This is a genomic window from Hydrogenophaga sp. NH-16, assembly GCF_004006415.1.
Lineage (GTDB): Bacteria > Pseudomonadota > Gammaproteobacteria > Burkholderiales > Burkholderiaceae_C > Hydrogenophaga > Hydrogenophaga pseudoflava.
In genome coordinates this window covers 3,987,421-4,005,073 of the sequence record NZ_CP029344.1, presented here as the reverse complement: position 1 = coordinate 4,005,073, position 17,653 = coordinate 3,987,421, and the positions used below count along the sequence as shown (strand labels likewise).

19 protein-coding genes and 3 pseudogenes are annotated in these 17,653 nt (G+C 60.5%); 8 read left to right on the top strand and 14 right to left on the bottom strand.

Going from position 1 to position 17,653, the window contains the following annotated elements:
* Nucleotides 1-57: 57 nt before the first annotated feature.
* On the top strand, nucleotides 58-1,539 hold the full coding sequence (locus tag DD542_RS19320) for a DegQ family serine endoprotease (RefSeq protein WP_127806745.1): 1,482 nt from the start codon (nucleotides 58-60) through the stop codon (nucleotides 1,537-1,539).
* Between the two features lie 36 nt (nucleotides 1,540-1,575).
* Here the strand turns inward: DD542_RS19320 and DD542_RS19315 are convergent, their stop codons facing one another.
* Nucleotides 1,576-1,806 carry a cysteine-rich CWC family protein gene (locus tag DD542_RS19315; protein ID WP_079367392.1) on the bottom strand — a complete coding sequence of 77 codons (231 nt, stop codon included), beginning with the start codon at nucleotides 1,804-1,806 and terminating at the stop codon, nucleotides 1,576-1,578.
* Between the two features lie 175 nt (nucleotides 1,807-1,981).
* On the opposite strand from DD542_RS19315, the gene DD542_RS19310 reads away from it, so the two are divergent.
* Entirely contained in the window at nucleotides 1,982-2,611 is a 630-nt protein-coding gene (locus DD542_RS19310; protein ID WP_241559814.1) for a c-type cytochrome, read from the top strand.
* Nucleotides 2,608-3,867, top strand: a complete 1,260-nt coding sequence (locus DD542_RS19305) for a c-type cytochrome (RefSeq protein ID WP_206610694.1) — start codon at nucleotides 2,608-2,610, stop codon at nucleotides 3,865-3,867. Before DD542_RS19310 ends, DD542_RS19305 begins: the two co-directional genes overlap by 4 nt.
* Nucleotides 3,868-3,873: 6 nt before the next feature.
* Here DD542_RS19305 and DD542_RS19300 read toward each other — a convergent pair whose 3' ends face one another.
* The 6 genes from DD542_RS19300 to DD542_RS19275 form a co-directional block, all read right to left on the bottom strand.
* Entirely contained in the window at nucleotides 3,874-5,691 is a 1,818-nt protein-coding gene (locus tag DD542_RS19300; protein WP_241559603.1) for a methyl-accepting chemotaxis protein, read from the bottom strand.
* A gap of 188 nt (nucleotides 5,692-5,879) precedes the next feature.
* Nucleotides 5,880-6,176 (bottom strand): hypothetical protein, encoded by a 297-nt coding sequence (locus tag DD542_RS19295; RefSeq protein WP_127806742.1) that lies wholly within the window; start codon nucleotides 6,174-6,176, stop codon nucleotides 5,880-5,882.
* Nucleotides 6,177-6,190: 14 nt separating this feature from the next.
* Nucleotides 6,191-6,883 carry a hypothetical protein gene (locus DD542_RS19290; RefSeq protein ID WP_127806741.1) on the bottom strand — a complete coding sequence of 231 codons (693 nt, stop codon included), beginning with the start codon at nucleotides 6,881-6,883 and terminating at the stop codon, nucleotides 6,191-6,193.
* 7 nt (nucleotides 6,884-6,890) lie between these two features.
* Nucleotides 6,891-7,034, bottom strand: coding sequence for a hypothetical protein (locus tag DD542_RS19285; protein WP_179130120.1), 144 nt, complete (start codon nucleotides 7,032-7,034; stop codon nucleotides 6,891-6,893).
* 351 nt (nucleotides 7,035-7,385) lie between these two features.
* Nucleotides 7,386-8,144, bottom strand: a complete 759-nt coding sequence (locus DD542_RS19280; protein WP_127806740.1) for a nucleotidyltransferase domain-containing protein — start codon at nucleotides 8,142-8,144, stop codon at nucleotides 7,386-7,388.
* A 391-nt stretch (nucleotides 8,145-8,535) separates the two neighbouring features.
* Nucleotides 8,536-9,324, bottom strand: a complete 789-nt coding sequence (locus tag DD542_RS19275; protein ID WP_000503573.1) for an ANT(3'')-Ia family aminoglycoside nucleotidyltransferase AadA5 — start codon at nucleotides 9,322-9,324, stop codon at nucleotides 8,536-8,538.
* A 62-nt stretch (nucleotides 9,325-9,386) separates the two neighbouring features.
* On the opposite strand from DD542_RS19275, the pseudogene DD542_RS23725 reads away from it, so the two are divergent.
* Nucleotides 9,387-9,611: pseudogene (locus tag DD542_RS23725) on the top strand (integrase); the annotation flags it as partial.
* Between the two features lie 52 nt (nucleotides 9,612-9,663).
* Here the strand turns inward: DD542_RS23725 and DD542_RS19265 are convergent.
* The 5 genes and pseudogenes from DD542_RS19265 to DD542_RS24035 all read right to left on the bottom strand — a co-directional run.
* Nucleotides 9,664-10,278: pseudogene (locus DD542_RS19265) on the bottom strand (IS6-like element IS26 family transposase); the annotation flags it as partial.
* 19 nt (nucleotides 10,279-10,297) lie between these two features.
* Nucleotides 10,298-11,182, bottom strand: a complete 885-nt coding sequence (locus DD542_RS19260; protein WP_000155092.1) for an Mph(E) family macrolide 2'-phosphotransferase — start codon at nucleotides 11,180-11,182, stop codon at nucleotides 10,298-10,300.
* Between the two features lie 55 nt (nucleotides 11,183-11,237).
* Nucleotides 11,238-12,713 carry an ABC-F type ribosomal protection protein Msr(E) gene (gene msr(E), locus DD542_RS19255; RefSeq protein WP_000052512.1) on the bottom strand — a complete coding sequence of 492 codons (1,476 nt, stop codon included), beginning with the start codon at nucleotides 12,711-12,713 and terminating at the stop codon, nucleotides 11,238-11,240.
* 449 nt (nucleotides 12,714-13,162) lie between these two features.
* Nucleotides 13,163-13,816, bottom strand: coding sequence for an IS6 family transposase (locus DD542_RS24040; protein WP_241559813.1), 654 nt, complete (start codon nucleotides 13,814-13,816; stop codon nucleotides 13,163-13,165).
* A pseudogene (locus DD542_RS24035) lies at nucleotides 13,802-14,326 on the bottom strand (SprT-like domain-containing protein); the annotation flags it as partial. The gene DD542_RS24040 and the pseudogene DD542_RS24035, both read right to left, overlap by 15 nt.
* 111 nt (nucleotides 14,327-14,437) lie before the next feature.
* Here DD542_RS24035 and DD542_RS19245 point away from each other — a divergent pair.
* From DD542_RS19245 to DD542_RS19230, 4 genes are all read left to right on the top strand, one after another.
* The gene (locus DD542_RS19245) at nucleotides 14,438-14,704 is read left to right on the top strand and encodes a ribbon-helix-helix domain-containing protein (protein ID WP_127806738.1); all 267 of its coding nucleotides are present in this window, start codon (nucleotides 14,438-14,440) and stop codon (nucleotides 14,702-14,704) included.
* Nucleotides 14,704-14,979, top strand: coding sequence for a type II toxin-antitoxin system RelE/ParE family toxin (locus DD542_RS19240; protein WP_127806737.1), 276 nt, complete (start codon nucleotides 14,704-14,706; stop codon nucleotides 14,977-14,979). The genes DD542_RS19245 and DD542_RS19240 overlap by 1 nt, the downstream gene beginning before the upstream one ends.
* Nucleotides 14,980-15,059: 80 nt before the next feature.
* A complete protein-coding gene (locus tag DD542_RS19235) occupies nucleotides 15,060-15,302 on the top strand; it encodes a hypothetical protein (RefSeq protein ID WP_127806736.1) in 243 nt (80 codons plus the stop codon).
* Between the two features lie 72 nt (nucleotides 15,303-15,374).
* On the top strand, nucleotides 15,375-15,611 hold the full coding sequence (locus tag DD542_RS19230) for a hypothetical protein (protein ID WP_127806735.1): 237 nt from the start codon (nucleotides 15,375-15,377) through the stop codon (nucleotides 15,609-15,611).
* Here the strand turns inward: DD542_RS19230 and DD542_RS19225 are convergent, their stop codons facing one another.
* A complete protein-coding gene (locus tag DD542_RS19225) occupies nucleotides 15,612-17,243 on the bottom strand; it encodes a conjugal transfer protein TraG N-terminal domain-containing protein (RefSeq protein ID WP_127806734.1) in 1,632 nt (543 codons plus the stop codon).
* A gap of 18 nt (nucleotides 17,244-17,261) precedes the next feature.
* A complete protein-coding gene (locus DD542_RS19220) occupies nucleotides 17,262-17,630 on the bottom strand; it encodes a hypothetical protein (protein WP_127806733.1) in 369 nt (122 codons plus the stop codon).
* Nucleotides 17,631-17,653: the final 23 nt, after the last annotated feature.

The following is a 17,653-nucleotide window of genomic DNA, read 5'->3' as shown; positions in this document are numbered from 1 at the left end:
GTCTAAGTGAACGCGCCCACATTCTTGGCCAGTCCAACCCATTTCACAGGAGCGATCATGCAACTCAACACCCTCACCCCCACCCGTCTGGTGCTGGCCCTGGCGGCCGCCGGTGCGATCGGCGGTGCCGGCGCCACCTGGCTGCACGGTTCGCACGCCAGTGCCGCTGCGCCTTCGCCGTCCGCCTTGGTGGCGGCGGCGGCGCCCGCCACCAGCCCGGGACAGGCCGACTTCGCGGGCATCGCCGAGCGCCACGGCGCGGCGGTGGTCAACATCAGCGTCAGCGGCATGAAGAAGGTGTCCGACGAGGAGCGGGCCGGCGTGCCCGGCCTCGACCCGCGCGACCCGTTCTACGACTTCTTCCGCAGCTTCCCGGGCTTCGCCGGCCCGCGCGGCGGGCCCTCGGAGCAGCCGGTGCGCGGCCAGGGCTCGGGCTTCATCGTCAGCAGCGACGGTCTGATCCTCACCAACGCCCACGTGGTGCAGGACGCCAGCGAGGTCACGGTCAAGCTCACCGACCGGCGCGAGTTCCAGGCCAAGGTGCTCGGGAGCGACCCGCGCACCGACGTGGCGGTGCTGCGCATCGACGCGAAGAACCTGCCCGTGGTGCCGCTGGGCAGCTCCAAGTCGATGCGGCCCGGCGAATGGGTGCTGGCCATTGGCGCGCCCTACGGCTTCGAGAACAGCGTGACCGTCGGCGTGGTCAGCGCCAAGGGCCGCTCGCTGCCCGACGACAGCCTGGTGCCCTTCATCCAGACCGACGTGGCCATCAACCCCGGCAACTCGGGCGGGCCGCTGTTCAATGCGCGCGGCGAGGTGGTGGGCATCAACTCGCAGATTTACAGCCGCTCGGGCGGTTACCAGGGCCTGTCCTTTGCCATTCCGATCGAGGTGGCCAGCAAGGTGCGCGACCAGATCGTCGCCACCGGCAAGGCCAGCCATGCGCGGCTGGGCGTGACGGTGCAGGAGGTGAACCAGGCGCTGGCCGACTCCTTCAAGCTCGACAAGCCCGAGGGCGCCCTGGTCTCGGGTGTCGAACCCGGCGGCCCGGCGGCGCAGGCCGGGCTGAAGACCGGCGACGTGATCCTGAGCGTCAACGGCCAGCCCATCGTCTCGTCGGCCGACCTGCCGGCCTACATTGGCCAGGCCAGCCCGGGCGAGAAGGTCACGCTCGAACTCGCACGCCAGGGGAAACGCGAAACCCTCAGCGCGCAGCTGGGCGATGCGGGCGACAAGAAGGCCGAGGTGGCCCAGGCCGACAAGGCCGCGAGCCAGGGGCGCCTGGGGCTGGCGCTGCGGCCGCTGCAGCCGCAGGAAAAGCGCGAGGCGGGCGTGGACGGTGGCCTGGTGATCGAGGACGTGGCCGGTGCCTCGGCGCGCGCCGGTGTGCAGCCGGGCGACCTGCTGGTGGCGGTCAACGGCACGCCGGTGACCAGCGTCGACCAGGTGCGTGCGGCGGTGGCCAAGGCCCAGAAGTCGGTGGCGCTGCTGATCCAGCGCGACGGCGACCGCATCTTCGTGCCGGTGAAACTGGGCTGATGGTGCCCGGCACCGCGGGCGCGCGGTGTGCCGGATTCAGGGCCCGAGACCTTCACCGGCGAAGCGCGCCACACAGGCGGCACAGATGCAGGCCTTGCCTTCGGCTTCCGCGGGCAGCTGCGCCAGCAGGCCGGGCGGGAACGCGGTATCGACGCACCAGCAGGGCGGCTGGGGCTGGCCGGTCGCGCGCTCAAGCTCCATCGCGCAGCGGTTGTCGCCGCCGCAGAGCGGGCAGCGGGTGGGGTCGGAGGTGGGTGTGGTCTGCATGGAAAAGGCCGGTTCTGATCAGTGTAGTCATCCACGCCCTGTGGTACTTTTTGCACTACTCTGTCCAAGGTCTTCCGTGCTGCCCCTGTCACCCTTTCCCCTTCTTGTGTCGTTCGTGCTTGCACTCGCCGTTGGCGGCGCGGCGGCGGCCGATCCGCGCACCGTTCCCCACTCCATGGACCAGCGCGTCCAGGCCTGCACCCTCTGCCACGGCAAAGAAGGCCGCGCCACGCCGGGAGGCTTCTTCCCGCGCATCGCGGGCAAGCCGGCCGACTACCTCTACCACCAGCTGCTGAACTTCCGCGACGGCCGGCGCAATAACGACGGCATGCGCTACCTGCTGGACCACCTGAGCGACGACTACCTGCGCCTGATCGCGCAGCACTTTGCATCGCTGGACCTGCCCTACCCGCCACCGCTGCCGCCGCAGGGCAGCGCCGCCGATCTGGCCCGCGGCGAGGCGCTGGTGCGCCGCGGCGACCCGGCGCGTGATCTGCCGGCCTGCACCGCCTGCCACGGCGCGGCCATGACCGGTGTGCGGCCCGCCGTGCCCGGCCTGCTGGGCCTGCCGCGCGACTACCTGATCGGCCAGCTCGGCGCCTGGCAGACCGGTTTGCGCAAGGCCTTTGCGCCCGACTGCATGGCCCATGTGGCGCAGCGTCTCTCGCCCACCGATGTGGCGGCCGTGGCCAGCTGGCTCGCCGCGCAGCCGCTGCCGGCCGACACCCACCCGGCCGCATCCACCACCGAGCCACTGCCGCTGCGCTGCGGGCTGACGCCGCCCGCGCCGGGAGCTGCGAAATGAGCCGCCGCCCCCTGCGCTGGATCGCCGCCGTCTTCGTCGCAGGCCTGGCCCTGCTGGGCGCCGTGGTCGGCGTGGAAATGCACGCCCCCGCGCTGCCACCGTCGACAGAGGCCGTGCCCGCCGACCCCACGCTGCTCGCACGCGGCGCCGAACTGGCGCGCGCCGGCAACTGCATGGCCTGCCACACCGAGCGCGGGGGCGCACCCTATGCGGGCGGTCGCCGCATCAGCACGCCCTTCGGCGACCTGTTCGCCGGCAACCTCACGCCCGACGCCGAGACCGGTCTGGGCGCCTGGTCGCAGCAGGCCTTCCAGCGCGCGCTGCACGAAGGCCGCTCGCGCGACGGCCGGCTGCTCTACCCGGCTTTTCCCTACGCGCACTTCACACGCCTGACCGATGATGACGTGGCCGCGCTCTGGGCCCACCTGCGCAGCCTGGCGCCGGTGCGCCAGCCCAACACGCCGCATGCGCTGCGCTTCCCCTACGGCACCCAGCCCGCGCTCGCGGTCTGGCGCGTGCTGTTCTTCGAACCCGGGCGCTTCCGGCCCGACGCCGCGCAGAGCGCCGAATGGAACCGCGGCGCCTATCTGGTCAACGGCGTCGCCCACTGCGCCGCCTGCCACGGCACGCGCAACGCCTGGGGTGCGACCACCGAGGCCTTCGGGGGCGAGCGCCTGCCCGATGGCCGCTGGTTCGCACCCTCGCTGCTCGACCCGCGCCAGGCGGGCGTGCAGGATTGGCCGGTGGAGCGCGTGGCGGCGCTGCTGAAAAACGGCAGCGTCGACGGCGCGAGCGTGGCCGGGCCGATGGCCGAGGTGGTGTTCCACGGCACCCAATACCTGCCCGAGGCCGATGTGAATGCGATGGCGGGCTACCTGAAGAGCCTGCCGGTGCAAGGCCGCGAGCCACCGGCCTTCAAGCGCGCCGACGGCTCGCTGCTGGAGGCCGGCGGACGCCTGTACCGGCAGCACTGCGCCGACTGCCACGGCGAGCAGGGCGAGGGCCGCCAGGGCATGTACCCGCCGCTGGCCGGCAACCGCGTGGTCACCATGGACGACCCGACCAACGCGCTGCAGGCCATCGTCGGTGGCGGTTTTGCGCCGTCCACGCCGGGCCACCCGCATCCCTACGGCATGCCGCCGTTCCGCACCCTGCTGCAGGACGCCGAGATCGCGGCGGTGGCAAGCTTCCTGCGCCAGAGCTGGGGCCACCAGGCGAACCCGGTGAACCCGCTGGACGTGCAGCGCGTGCGCTGAGGGGGATCAGCCGATGCGGAACTGGCCCACGGTGCGGGCCAGGCGCTCAGCCTGATCCTGCAGACCGCTGGCCGCAGCGGCGCTTTCCTCGACCAGCGCGGCGTTCTGCTGGGTCATCTGGTCCAGGTTGCCGATGGCCATGCCCACCTGCTCGATGCCCGATCGCTGTTGGGACGAGGCGGTGGCGATCTCCTGCATCATCTGCGAGACGCGCCGCACGTTCTGCACGATCTCCTGCATCACCTCGCCGGTGCGCCCCACCAGGGCCGAGCCGGCCTCGACGCTTTCGACCGAGCGACCGATCAGCTGCTTGATCTCCTTGGCCGCTTCGGCGCTGCGCTGCGCCAGGTTGCGCACCTCGCCGGCCACCACGGCGAATCCCCGGCCCTGTTCGCCGGCGCGGGCCGCTTCCACCGCCGCATTCAGCGCCAGGATGTTGGTCTGGAAGGCGATGCCATCGATCACCGAGATGATGTCGTTGATCTTGCGCGAGCTGTGGGTGATGGCTTCCATGCTGGCCACCACCTGGCCCACCACTTCGCCACCCTTTTCGGCCGAGGCGGCCGCGCCGCCGGCAATCTGGTTGGCCTCCTGGGCCGACTGTGCCGACTGTGCGACTGCCGAGGTCATTTCCTCCATGGTGGCCGAGGTCTGCTGCAGGCTGGAGGCGGCCGACTCCGTGCGCGACGACAGGTCGTGGTTGCCGCTGGCGATTTCGCGTGACGCTTCATGCACGGCGTCGCTGGTGGCGCGGATGTCGCGCAGCGTGGCCTGGATCTTGTCGACAAAGGCGTTGAAGCCCTGGGCAATGCGCGCCAGCTCGTCGTGCCCGCTCGCGTCCAGCCGCTTGGTCAGGTCACCGTCGCCCGAGGCCACGTCCTGCATGGCCGCCTGCAGGCGGTCCAGGCGCTGGAGCGAACGCGCGACCACCACACCCGCCAGCAGCACGGCCGCCACGGTCACCACCACAGCCCCGATCAGGGACTGCAGCAGGAAGTTCGACACCGAGGCCAGCGCTTCGCCCTTGTGCAGCGAGATCACCAGCTTCCAGTTGGTGCCCGCCACCGGCACCGCGGTCAACAGGCGGGCGGTGCCGCCGATGTCCACCTCGGTCAGGTCGGCGCCCAGCGCCGCCACCGCCGCCGGGGTCAGCGCAGGGCTCAGGCTGGACGCCTCCTTGAGCACCAGATCCAGGTTGCTGTGCACCATCACCTTGCCTTCGGCCGACAGCACGAAGGCATCGCTCGACGGCGTGGGTTTGATGGCGGTCACGGCCGCGGCCACCACGTCCATGAACACGTCGCCGGCGGCCACCGCCCGCGTGTCGCTGCCGTTGCGGTCGGCCACCGCGAAGGTCATGACCAGCTTCTTGCTGCCCGCATCCACATAGGGTTCGGTCAGCACCACGCCCTGGCCATTGGCCGCCTGCAGGTACCAGGGCCGTCCGGTCGGGTCCCAGTCGGGCGGTAGGTTCTGCGGGCTCGAGAAGATCGCCCTTTTTTCCTGGTAGCCGATGTAGGTGGTGTCGAAGAACCCGCTCCTGACCGCCTGGGTGAGCGCCGGCATGGGGTCTTCCACCTGGGTGGCGGGCAACAGCGCACCCACCACGGCCGACTTGCTGGCGACCCATTGGCCGATGCCCTCGGCGCGCGCCAGGGCCAGACTTTGCGCCGAGGCGTTCACCGATGCCCGGGTGGTCGAGCGCAGGCTCAGGAAGTTGAAGGTGCTGACGACGACCAGGCTGACCACCACCAGCACGGCGACCGTCAGGACCAGGCGGGCCTTGATCGACAGACGAAGAAAATTTGACGAAGCTGGGACCACGTTGACCTCATTGGACGGAAACACCGCATCTGATGAATGCGTTGGACGGTCTGGCCTGGTAGGCGAGACCTCGGGGTTGTTCATGATCGGCCAAAGTCGAACGGCACTTGAGCCCGAACAGACGGGCGGATTCCCTCCTTTTCGCCGCGCCGGCGCCACTTCGTGCAGCGTGTGGTGCCGGCCGGTGTTCAAAGGCCGCTGAAGTCGGCCACCAGGGCCTCGCCCCAGTCCCAGGGCCCGGTCAGCGTCAGCCGGACCTCGGTCCAGCCGCCGTCGTCGTGCACCTGGGTGTCGGCGTCCCAGGCGCCACCCTCGTCCAGCGGACCGCGCGGTCCGGGTGCTTCGCGCTGTGCGAGCGCCAGCACGGCCTCCACCTCGGCCATCACCGCCGGCAGGTCGGCGCGGCGCACGCTGGCGACGGCCTCCCAGCTGCCGGTGCCTTCGCCATCGTCGGCGGCGTCGAAGATCAGGTAGTTCAGGGACATGGGTGGTTCCGGGTTCAGCGCATGGCGTCCAGCGTGCGCGCGATCTCGCCGCCGCAGGCCGTGCGGTTGCGCGCGTACTCCTCGGGCGTGTCGATCTCGCGGTGGCGCTGCAGCGTGTGCTTCATCTGCGCATCGACCCAGGGCAGCCACTGCTCGCGGATGTGGCGGGTCAGGCGCTCCTGCAGCTCCTTGGGTTCGCCGTAGTAGATCTTGTTGCCGAAGGACTGCCGCATGCCCTCGCGCATGCGCTCGGCCGCTGCCGATAGCGTGAGCTGGTTGACCTGCACGTGGCGCATCTCGTGGGCCAGGATGTGGCGGTGCGCGCAGCTGCCTTCCTCGAACTCGCTGGCCACCGACACCACGTGCGGGTCCAGGCTGAGCGTGACGGTGATGGCCGGGCGCATGCACACCAGGCGCTCGCGCGGGTGGCTCAGCGTCGGGCTGCGGAAGGCGATGCGCGTGCCCAGCTGCAGCTCGGTCAGGCCCAGGGTGAAGGCGTTGTCCTGCGGCAGGCGCTGGACCTGCATCAGGTCGGCGATGCTGCGGTCGTTGCGGTGGCGCACGGGGGCCGGTTCGGCGTTCACCTCGATCACCGTGGGCGGCAGCTGCGCCTCACACTGGGCCTGCCACCGGACGGACGGCTGCTGGGCCAGCGCCGGAGCGGGCAGCAGGGCGAGGGTGAACAGCAGGGCGAAGGGCAGGCGCATGGCTGGATCAACCCGCGGAAGCCGCCAGCACCGGCACCAGCAGGCCCTGCTGCACCAGCGGCACGCCGCGCTCGCGAGCTGCCGCCGACAGGCTGCCCAGCGCGGCCACGCGGGCGAACAGTTTGAGGTCGTCGAAGGCGAGAGCGTCCATGCGGCGATGGTAGTGCGCGCCAATGCTCGGGGCCTTGCGCGGAATGCAAAACCGTTTTGAGCCGCCCGCCGTTTCGCGATGACGGGCGCTTGCTTGGAGTCGCTGCACCCCTTCATTTCATGCCGACAGGAGCACGCCATGCGCCCCGAGGTGTAGGCCCCAAAGAAAACGGCGCCCCGAACAGTCCGTGTCAGAACACTAACAAGACGCTGAAGAGCTGTGCACAATGCCTCGCAACGTGAGTTGCGGGGCATTGCTGCAGGTGCTTTACCCCACGGTCCCCAATCGGTCAGGCTCTTGCTGTTGAGGGGGAGTCCATATATGAATTGTTAGGCGCGGCTGCGACTGCTGTCATTGCCATGGTGAGTTGATTTCATCCGATGCCCCAAGTGCATCAGAAAGCGAATCAATCCATTTGAGAAGGTCATTGGCCTTGTGCGGAATATGTGCAAAGAGATCATTGGAGTGCTCTAGATTTGCTGACTCAATCAGTCTTTTCTCGTTGCATATCCACTGTCCGCGCTCACACAAAATTGCGTGGGATTCCTGCATGACTGCCGCAGAAGCCTGTCCAACAGCGCCAGCGTAATTGCCACGCCGAGCGTGAGCCCGCGCGTAGTCAAGACTGAATGACCGGCAGAAACGCCATATTGGAGGTGCCGCAGCACGAAGTTTCTGGGGGAATGCGGGAGCGGGAATTTTGCCGTAGAGCGAATGGCAGGACGCGAGCTCTGCACTGAGCAGGTATGTGGGCACGCCCGCAAGATAGCCAAGCAAGGCGTCGCGCTCGAATTCACCTTCTTCCGCGCGTGCGCCCCAATAATCGACAGTATTGAGGTCGCGCAGGAGGACATCTATTTTTTCATTTCCGTGGTGCAACCAAGCGCCACCATTCATCAGTCGCCCCCAAGAGCCCGGAGGGAATACATCTCCGTAGGCGGAAAGGGCTGTCAGATCTACGGTGCCACGGTAATACAGGCCGAGATCCCAATCGCTTCCTGTATCGTTGTTTCCAAGCGCCCGTGAGCCGCCCAATGCCACTACGACCGTCCCTGGAATGGACGCGAGGGTGTCAACGATTTCAGCGACTGGTTTCGGTAGGTCAATCATGGAATTCCTTGACGCTCACATGAGCGCCTAACGCCTGAATTAAGCCGCGCCGCTGCGGCAGGGTAGCCGCAGCTGGAACGGACGGATGCGAGGACGTTACCACGACGCGCTGAAGCTGGCTGTATGCCCGATGCCGAGGGTGTGAAAGATTGCCAGGAGCTAAGAGATCTGACACCGCGCGGAGGTGTATCAGGTCCGAGATATGCCGGAGCGCGGGCGAGAGTGGATCAGGGAAGCTCTTGTGGCGTTTGTCCAAGAAGCTCTTTGCTGAAATCTGCTTCTTCTGCGCGCTAACGCATAGTTGAGCGGCGGGCGCAGCCCGTCCGCTTGAACGCCGAGTTAGGCATCAGATGCCCTCGGCGCGGGTCGATGCACTTTTCGCACATGCCGCTCAACGCAAGATTCTCTCAATCGTTGCTTTGGCATATCGAACGAACGCGGCCGTCTCTTCGACGCGCATTGCTAGGTCGTCGTCCTCGCTACCCAGGTACGCCGCGCGTGCCTTGCAGATGAGGGGCCGATGCTCGGCAGGCAAACGCTCCGATACCCATGCGGCAGCAACGTCCTTAGGAGCAATGAGACCAGTTGAAGCGCTGTACCAAATGCGAGCAAGAGCAAGAACGACGTTCCGCTCGTCACCCTTCCAATCCGACTCTGCATTCCACTGGGCAATAGTGTCGAAAAGCGCCTTGGAGAAATGCTCCTTCGGCACCGGCTCGAAAAACGTGGCTGCGGATGGGCCTAGAAGCGCAAGGCTGTGTTGCCTCGCCTTGGTCAGCAAAATCGCAAGATCGTGATCCAGAACGGCAGGCTCGAACGTTCCGGAAAGGATGTCGTGGCGGAGCCACTCACCGAACTGAAGCTCACGCCGCGCCGGATAGCGCCAAGGCACTACTTCGCTTCGAGCGACAACAGTTAGCTCCAGCGGTCGCCATGTTCCGCCATCGCCCGGCGGTGATGAGACTTTCAGCAAATCGAGCATTAGCGCCTGCCGGAGCGAATCGTTAGGTGCGGCGCTGACGGTCACGAGCAAGTCTATGTCGCTGTCCGGCTTCAGCCCTCCATCGATCGCAGATCCGAACAGGTGGATTGTGTCCAGTGTCGCAGCCAGATGGCGCTCGATCACCGCGCGAGCGTGGGACAGCTGCTTGAAAACTTGTGCAGGGAAAAATTCACCCATGATGCCTAACTTTGTTTTAGGGCGACTGCCCTGCTGCGTAACATCGTTGCTGCTCCATAACACTGTCGCGTGCACGGGCATGGTGGCTGAAGGACCAGGCCGAGGGCCGCAGCGGCGTTGCGCTTCCCGACGCCCTTGAGCGGAAGTATCCGCGCGCCGGGCATTCTTGGCCGTGGTTCTGGGTTTTTGCGCAGCACACGCATTCGACCGATCCACGGAGCGGTGTCGTGCGTCGCCATCACATGTATGACCAGACCTTTCAGCGCGCCTTCAAACGTGCCGTAGAAGGCACTGTTGCAAAGTTAGCGATGAGGCAGCCTTTTGTCTTATTCAAAGGCCTTACATTTCAAAAACTCTGCTTACCAGGCGCATTTCGCCCAGGGGATCACCATAATAAAATGCTGAGGCCTGGCCTTTGCGTAGTGCACGCATCACCTCAATACCTTTGATGGTGGCGTAAGCCGTCTTCATGGATTTAAATCCCAGCGTGGCGCCGATTATCCGTTTCAGTTTGCCATGATCGCATTCAATCACGTTGTTCCGGTACTTAATCTGTCGGTGTTCAACGTCAGACGGGCACCGGCCTTCGCGTTTGAGCAGAGCAAGCGCGCGACCATAGGCGGGCGCTTTATCCGTGTTGATGAATCGCGGGATCTGCCACTTCTTCACGTTGTTGAGGATTTTACCCAGAAACCGGTATGCAGCTTTGCTGTTACGACGGGAGGAGAGATAAAAATCGACAGTGCGGCCCCGGCTGTCGACGGCCCGGTACAGATACGCCCAGCGGCCATTGACCTTCACGTAGGTTTCATCCATGTGCCACGGGCAAAGATCGGAAGGGTTACGCCAGTACCAGCGCAGCCGTTTTTCCATTTCAGGCGCATAACGCTGAACCCAGCGGTAAATCGTGGAGTGATCGACATTCACTCCGCGTTCAGCCAGCATCTCCTGCATCAGCAATCATATTTTTAAATTATATAACTCCCAACTGAGCTTTTGCTCCAACGATAAGGCTTTCATTTTGAGTTTCTAAGGCAAATAAACCATACATCAAAGGAGAGGCCGCTGCTCTTTCTAAAGTCTGTTCATATAGTTTATTCCAAACTTTACCCCCTAGTTTTTCATACTCGATGATTAGAGTTTTGAGGCTTTCTTCTCCAAACAAAGTTACATGCCCAGCAAAATCAATCGCTGGGTCATCTATATGGGCTGTTGACCAATCAATAACGCCTGAAACAGCTCCATCCTTTGAAGCTAGTACATGCCCAGCATATAAATCGCCATGTATAAATTGGGTGAAATCTGCCCATAGAACATCATTATCCAACCATTTTCTGTAGCGGGTTTCCAATTGCTCACTTATACCAATTTCAGATTTTACTAACTGCAAATTGTTTGCTATTTCAGGTCTTAAATCTGAAGGTTTCATAATTTTCAAATCATTTTCCCGAACTTCTTTTTCAGGAATACTATGGATTTCAAATAAGGTTTTTGCCAAAGATGTTATGTATTTCGGGCTATCTTTGTCCATATTCCAAATTATTTCATAGGTTTCAGCATCCAAATTTAAAACAGGATTATCTTTAAGTATGGGATAAGCCACTAATTCTGTAGATGAAATTCTCCAATCAGGAACCTCTACAGAAAGATGTTTTTTTACCAATTCTAAAATGCGTTTTTCTTTCTTGATTTGTTCCCTCATGCCATCACGACGAGGAATACGCAGCAACCATTGTTGCCCCTTTGTATCAAGAGCAAAAACGACCTTAAAATCAATGCCCATTTCATTGAAATTCATTTTGTCCGTAAGCAACAAGCCGTGTGCTTCAGCAAGTGATTGAATATCTTGAATTGTCATTTTTAATTTCCTTTAAAGAGTTCAATAATTAATGTTCGGATTAGATTGGCTATCATTAACAATCTCTCTCAAAAGTCTTGATGATTTTGTGGTCTTTGATCTCGTAGATAATGTCAGCAATATTATCGACCAATTGCTTGTCATGAGATACGAAGATAATAGTTCCTGCATAGGACTTCATCATTGTTTCTAATGCGGCAATACTTTTTAGGTCAAGATAGTTTCCTGGTTCATCCATAAGCAAAATATTATATTTTCCTAAAAGCATTTTGGATAAAAGCAGTTTGATGATTTCACCTCCCGATAAGTCGGATAAGTTTTTTTGAATATCATTCGCTCCGATCCCCATTGAAGCCAATACTGCACGAATTTCCGCAACTGTGTACTCGCACTCTTCCTGCATAAAGGAGAGCACAGATTTATGCGTGTTAAATTTATATCCTGTTTGTGTAAAGTAGCCAATTTCAGCTTTTGGAGATATGGTTAATCCATCAGCACGTTCTGATATCATTTTTAACAAGGACGTTTTCCCTGTTCCATTCGATCCAGTTATAGCGACTTTAGCGCCAAGCGGTATTATAAAGTTAGCGTCATCAAAGATAGTACGGCTACCAAATTTTAAGCTCAGACCATCTGCCGTAATCGGGAACTTATTGTGCAGTTCTAGGGCTGAACTTTGACGAAAACGAATAGAACGCAAATGCTCTGGTGCTTGAATATCTTCTAATGCAGCCAAACGCTTTTCCATACTCTTAGCTGCCTGATACAGTTTTCTTTGCTTGGTGCCAGTCATTTTTGCATGCCCAAGTCGTCCAGCACTTTCGGTAGAGTTTTTGGATTTTTCTCCTTTTTTCTTATTGTCTAATCGATTAGCTTGCTGGCGTTTTTCTTGCACAGCAGATTCTAATCGCTCCCGTTCCTTCATCATCAGCTCATATTCTACGGCTTGGTGTTGTCGCTCTTCTTCTTTTTGACGCAAGTAATCCGAGTAACCACCCCAATATTCCGTAATTTTACCGTCTTTTAACTCCCATATCTTGTCTACAACCATATCAAGAAAATATCGGTCATGACTGATAACAAGTAATGCTCCATCAAATGCTTTAAGTTGACCAATAAGTAGATCTATTCCATTGAGATCAAGGTGGCTGGTTGGTTCATCCGCTAGAATGCCATGTACTTGTTGGGAAAATGCGGCAGCAATTTTTGCACGAGTTTCCTCTCCGCCACTCATTGTGTCGTTTTGTACATTGGAAACACCAAGGCGAGATAACATTGCCCGGTCTTCGACCGTTTCTATTTCGATTCCGCCCAGTTGGCTGATATGTGCAAAATCACCAAAACGCTGTAATGTCGCTTCGGCTAAAACAATTTCGCCATTAAGTACTTTGAGTAAACTACTCTTTCCTGCTCCGTTATCACCCACAAGACCAATACGGTCATAAGAGTGAATTTCCAATTCATCAATATCCAAAACATCACGCCCAGCATAATCCAAGCGTATGTTTCTCGCTTTAATAATTAAACTCATTTTTATTTACTCCTGTTTAGCTCTTGAAATTTTTTATGCAGCAAACAGGATTTAGGTGAAAACAAAAGCTAGCATCACAGTGTCCTCCCAAAAAAAAAGCTATTCATCCACAGGGTGGACAAATAGCTAGTCAATTAAGTTATAACTGGAAACTATGCACTAAAAGCATACTTATAAATTAAGCATACTTTTACTTTATATATCCGCATATATTCTTAAAGACACAACAAAAGCCCACCATTATAAAATAGTGTCACTATGCAAATAGTTGTGTCTTAACGAATGCGGATAGAATGCATAAACTTACCTAAAAAATAAAATTCAGTTTTATGATAACTTTACTGTTAAAAGAAGTCTAGACAACCTTGTTTTATGCTTGGATATAAGGCTTATTTTAGGCACTGTTGCAAAGTTAGCGATGAGGCAGCCTTTTGTCTTATTCAAAGGCCTTACATTTCAAAAACTCTGCTTACCAGGCGCATTTCGCCCAGGGGATCACCATAATAAAATGCTGAGGCCTGGCCTTTGCGTAGTGCACGCATCACCTCAATACCTTTGATGGTGGCGTAAGCCGTCTTCATGGATTTAAATCCCAGCGTGGCGCCGATTATCCGTTTCAGTTTGCCATGATCGCATTCAATCACGTTGTTCCGGTACTTAATCTGTCGGTGTTCAACGTCAGACGGGCACCGGCCTTCGCGTTTGAGCAGAGCAAGCGCGCGACCATAGGCGGGCGCTTTATCCGTGTTGATGAATCGCGGGATCTGCCACTTCTTCACGTTGTTGAGGATTTTACCCAGAAACCGGTATGCAGCTTTGCTGTTACGACGGGAGGAGAGATAAAAATCGACAGTGCGGCCCCGGCTGTCGACGGCCCGGTACAGATACGCCCAGCGGCCATTGACCTTCACGTAGGTTTCATCCATGTGCCACGGGCAAAGATCGGAAGGGTTACGCCAGTACCAGCGCAGCCGTTTTTCCATTTCAGGCGCATAACGCTGAACCCAGCGGTAAATCGTGGAGTGATCGACATTCACTCCGCGTTCAGCCAGCATCTCCTGCACACTCAACTGCATCGCCTCGCACTGCTGGCCAGCGGCCACCAGCTCCGGTGCCGGAAAGCGGTCGTACCAGCTGATCCGGAAATCCGCCGTTACCAGTTCCTCACAAGCCCGCAGGAAGCGCCCGCCCTCGATGGCGTAGTCGGCCATGCAATCGCCGGTCCGTTGGCCACCAGGCTTGCCGGTGGAGGAGGGCATCAGACCGATGGCCTCCATCTTCTCGGCCCACTGGCCGTTGTGGTACCTGCCGCGACCAGGCTTGCCGAAGTGAGCCTGCCACAGGTGGACCATTTCATGGACCAGGGTCTGCATGGTTTCGACCAGAGGGACCACGGCAAAGTAGGCCGGATTGAGCGCGATCTCGTCCGTGGTGCGGCCGTCCAGATCCGCAAAGCGCTGGTGCGAGAAGTAGCCGCAGGTGCGTTTCTCCCGCTGCAGCGTGATCAGGCACGCCGGCAGCGCACCTTCGAACAGCGCCTGGTTGAAGTGGTCGTAGGCCCGCTGCAGCTCGGTGTAGTTCTGTGCGGTGGGGGTAGCGTCAGGTCGGACCATCGATTTGTATTGTGCAAAACATATTGAGTGATTCGATTTTAATCACTATGATTGATTCTGATCGACAATACTGCGGGTCCCGGCAACGGAGCCCTTGACAGGAGAAACCATATGACAGCAGCTACCAGGGTGCTGACCGCACATGTGCCGCTTCCACTGGCAGATAAGGTGGATCAAATGGCATCCCGTCTTGAACGCTCTCGCGGCTGGGTGATGAAGCAGGCGCTTTCAGCCTGGATCGCCCAGGAAGAGGAGCGCGACAGGCTGACCCAGGAAGCGATGGCGGACGTGGACGCCGGTCATGTTTTCGACCACCAGGCGGTGCAAGCATGGGCGCAGAGCCTTGGATCTGACCAGCCGTTGCCGGTGCCGCGCTGATGGAGTTGAAGTGGACCAGCAAGGCGCTTTCCGACTTGGTACGCCTGTATGAATTCCTGGCTCCGGTGAACAAGCCAGCGGCCGCGCGTGCGGTGCAGGCACTGACCAAGGCCCCGACTGTTCTGTTGACCAACCCGCGTATTGGCGAGCAGCTTTTCCAATTTGAGCCGCGCGAGGTCCGGCGAATCTTGGTCAAGGACTACGAGATTCGCTACGAGATTCAGGGGGCGATCATCTACGTGCTGCGGTTGTGGCACACCCGGGAAGATCGCTGAGATGTCTGGCAACGACGGTCGCTGCGGATGCTTGGAGCACTGTACCCGGGGACCGATCTGCCGTTGAAAGGAGAGGGGAGATGAGCACAGAGAACGCCGAGACAGCCACCGTGAGGATCGACTCACTGCTGGCACCGGTTGGCCAGGAAGCCGTGCCGACGGAGTGTGACGACGCCGGCATGGCCTGGTGGAACGACTTGTCCGAGGCCGACCGGCGCTACTGGTGCCTGGCAGCGATGACGGCCGTTCCTGCGCAGGCGTGGAAGTATTTTCGTTTGGTGACGGCGCCGCGCCGTTCGGTGAAGATCAACCTCTGCGATTGACGCGTGCCGACGTAGGTTGCGCACTGGGACCGACTCGACGAAAATCCCCTTCAAACCCCAAGGGAGAACAACATGACTGCAAAGCTTTTTTATCGCCTGGTCGATGCGGCAGCCGAGAAGGTCTACCGCGCTGCGACGACGCTCGGGCCAGCGGTTGGTGGTGCGGTGTTTGATGGCATGGCTCGCGCGAGTAGAAACGCAAATCCACATTCGGAAACTGATTGTTTGGTGGCAGCCAATACGGGTCACTTTCCGAACGGTGAATCTGCCTACTCGGATGTACGTTGCCTGAAGTACATGGACGAATAGTTATCGGCCCCTCGTGCTTGAAGATCCAATTTGACTGGATGTCTTGCTCGCAGAGTCCAAGACCGAAGATAGTTGATTGCCCATTGCGAAGCCGATCCAAGCCATCATCCCCGTCCAAAGCAGCGGCAACCCGATAAACATCCCCAGCATCAGCAGGTTCAGCAGCATCCGCTTGTGACCCTGCATGGCCGACCCGAAGATATCGGTGAGCGTGAAGCTGCCGACCGGGTACATGGCCCGAATCAGGTGGGCATCCACCCACGCCGTGATGGCCCACAGGGCTCCCCAGAACTTCACCGTGAAGACGCCGATGGCGCCGTAGAGCATCACCTTGAGGTTGTAGCCGGAGAAGAAGGTCACCAGGGGCAGGAACATGTACATGCCCATGAGAATCAGGGCCTGCATCATCAGCAGCCCGTTCTTCAGCGGCCCCGAAGTGATGTAGCTCAGCAGCGAGACGATGCCCAGGCCGACGTTGGAGAGCACGCCTCCGGCCGTCCTGGCCACGCCATCGGCGATGCCGGCGGGGTCGCTGATGCGGGCGTTCTGGTACCAGCGGTCGCCCAACGCCTGGGTCGGATCGACGAACATCGGGTTGGCCTTGACCTGGGCCAGGCGGGCCAACTCGTCCTTGGTCCGGTCCTCGCTGGAAAACAGCGTGCGCGCCCGCCCCCACAAGGCCTGCCAGTCGGAAGAATGGGTGATCATGGCCTCGCGCAGGCCGATGCGCGTGTCCTCCCACCACTCGCGGCAGGTCGGGCGTCCCCAGTCGGGATTGGCGAAGCCCTCGAACGGCAAGGGCTCGCCCGATGATGCGTTGTAGTAGTCGACGTCGCGGGAGAAGTCCACGGCGAAGCCGGTGACCGGGTTGACCGATCGCATGTCGGTGTAGAAGCCCGGCTCGGTGCGGAACAGCTGCGAGCCCATCCAGCCGGTGTCGTCCGGGCCGTATTCCGTGTTGGTGGTGGCGATGATGGCGCGGCCAGCCGCCGTGAGGTCCGCAGGGTCCATCTGGATGAACCGGCTTTGCGCCGGCACGAAGCACTCGCTGTAGAAGCGCTGGATGTTGTGCAACAGGCGCGGGTCTTCAATGGTGGCGATGCGCGCCAGTTCTTCGACCGCGCGCAACTCGCTCTGGCTGGCGTTCAGGCCCGCCTTGATCGAGTGGTTCATGCCTGAGGAGATCGCCATCACCGTCATCCACCAGGCTGGCACGTGGGCCAGCGATCCGCTGACGTTGCTCATGCTCCCGTCGATGGCATCGACCAGCGCGGCGTCGTAGGTTGAACCCGTCCCGCTGTCGCGCGAGACCTCAGGCGGGTTGGGCTCCAGCGCCGTGGGCGGCGGCTGGTAGCGCAGGTTGATCGAATGCAGCGAAGTGAGCGGGCTGGTCGCAAAGCTGGTCATGAAGACGAACAGGCCCACGATAAGCTGGGTGCCGATGCTGTCAACCAGGCCGAACACACCGATCTGCTCGGCGCCCTGTTCCTTGGCCTGGCGCCAGGCGTTGAAGGCCATGACCATGAACGGCAGCACAACAAGGCCGGTGCCGGTCAGGGCCTCGCCAATGATGTTGGCGAACGCCCAGCCGTACATGGTGGTGAAGATTTCCAGGTAGGAGTCGAGTTGCATGGTGCGATCCTTCCTTTCTCAGCCGCCGAACACCCGCAGCAAGGTCGCGGGTCCGACCGGGATCAAGAGCCAGTAGACCAGCAGCATCAGCATGACCTTGCCGCGCGCGGCCAGGACTTGCTTGTACTCCCAGTCCAGCACGATGCCCCGTCGCCGCCCCCAGTTGACCACCTGCGTCCAGCGCAAGCCGATCAGCACGATCAGACCACCCTGGATCGCGATGCCCCAGGGCTTGAAGACACGGACCGTGTCGAGCTGGGCCTCCAGCTGGACGCCCAGGGTGAGGAAGATGGCGACGATTACGCCGATGAGCAGCACCAGCGCCAGCAGGCTCAGCGCAGGCAGCAGCTTTCGCAACCAGCGGCGCATGCGGCTCGGCGGCGACATGGGTTGATGGGGAAGGGGGGTAG

What these genes read in the sequence shown, in the direction of transcription:
- DD542_RS19305 (WP_206610694.1), top strand. Translation starts at nt 2,608, where the DNA reads ATGAGCCGCCGCCCCCTGCGCTGGATCGCCGCCGTCTTCGTCGCAGGC.
- DD542_RS19320 (WP_127806745.1), top strand. Translation starts at nt 58, where the DNA reads ATGCAACTCAACACCCTCACCCCCACCCGTCTGGTGCTGGCCCTGGCG.
- DD542_RS19315 (WP_079367392.1), bottom strand. Translation starts at nt 1,806, where the DNA reads ATGCAGACCACACCCACCTCCGACCCCACCCGCTGCCCGCTCTGCGGC.
- DD542_RS19275 (WP_000503573.1), bottom strand. Translation starts at nt 9,324, where the DNA reads ATGGGTGAATTTTTCCCTGCACAAGTTTTCAAGCAGCTGTCCCACGCT.
- DD542_RS19240 (WP_127806737.1), top strand. Translation starts at nt 14,704, where the DNA reads ATGGAGTTGAAGTGGACCAGCAAGGCGCTTTCCGACTTGGTACGCCTG.
- DD542_RS19260 (WP_000155092.1), bottom strand. Translation starts at nt 11,182, where the DNA reads ATGACAATTCAAGATATTCAATCACTTGCTGAAGCACACGGCTTGTTG.
- DD542_RS19295 (WP_127806742.1), bottom strand. Translation starts at nt 6,176, where the DNA reads ATGTCCCTGAACTACCTGATCTTCGACGCCGCCGACGATGGCGAAGGC.
- DD542_RS19230 (WP_127806735.1), top strand. Translation starts at nt 15,375, where the DNA reads ATGACTGCAAAGCTTTTTTATCGCCTGGTCGATGCGGCAGCCGAGAAG.
- DD542_RS19225 (WP_127806734.1), bottom strand. Translation starts at nt 17,243, where the DNA reads ATGCAACTCGACTCCTACCTGGAAATCTTCACCACCATGTACGGCTGG.
- DD542_RS19310 (WP_241559814.1), top strand. Translation starts at nt 1,982, where the DNA reads ATGGACCAGCGCGTCCAGGCCTGCACCCTCTGCCACGGCAAAGAAGGC.
- DD542_RS19290 (WP_127806741.1), bottom strand. Translation starts at nt 6,883, where the DNA reads ATGCGCCTGCCCTTCGCCCTGCTGTTCACCCTCGCCCTGCTGCCCGCT.
- DD542_RS19280 (WP_127806740.1), bottom strand. Translation starts at nt 8,144, where the DNA reads ATGATTGACCTACCGAAACCAGTCGCTGAAATCGTTGACACCCTCGCG.
- DD542_RS19235 (WP_127806736.1), top strand. Translation starts at nt 15,060, where the DNA reads ATGAGCACAGAGAACGCCGAGACAGCCACCGTGAGGATCGACTCACTG.
- DD542_RS19285 (WP_179130120.1), bottom strand. Translation starts at nt 7,034, where the DNA reads ATGGACGCTCTCGCCTTCGACGACCTCAAACTGTTCGCCCGCGTGGCC.
- DD542_RS19220 (WP_127806733.1), bottom strand. Translation starts at nt 17,630, where the DNA reads ATGTCGCCGCCGAGCCGCATGCGCCGCTGGTTGCGAAAGCTGCTGCCT.
- DD542_RS19245 (WP_127806738.1), top strand. Translation starts at nt 14,438, where the DNA reads ATGACAGCAGCTACCAGGGTGCTGACCGCACATGTGCCGCTTCCACTG.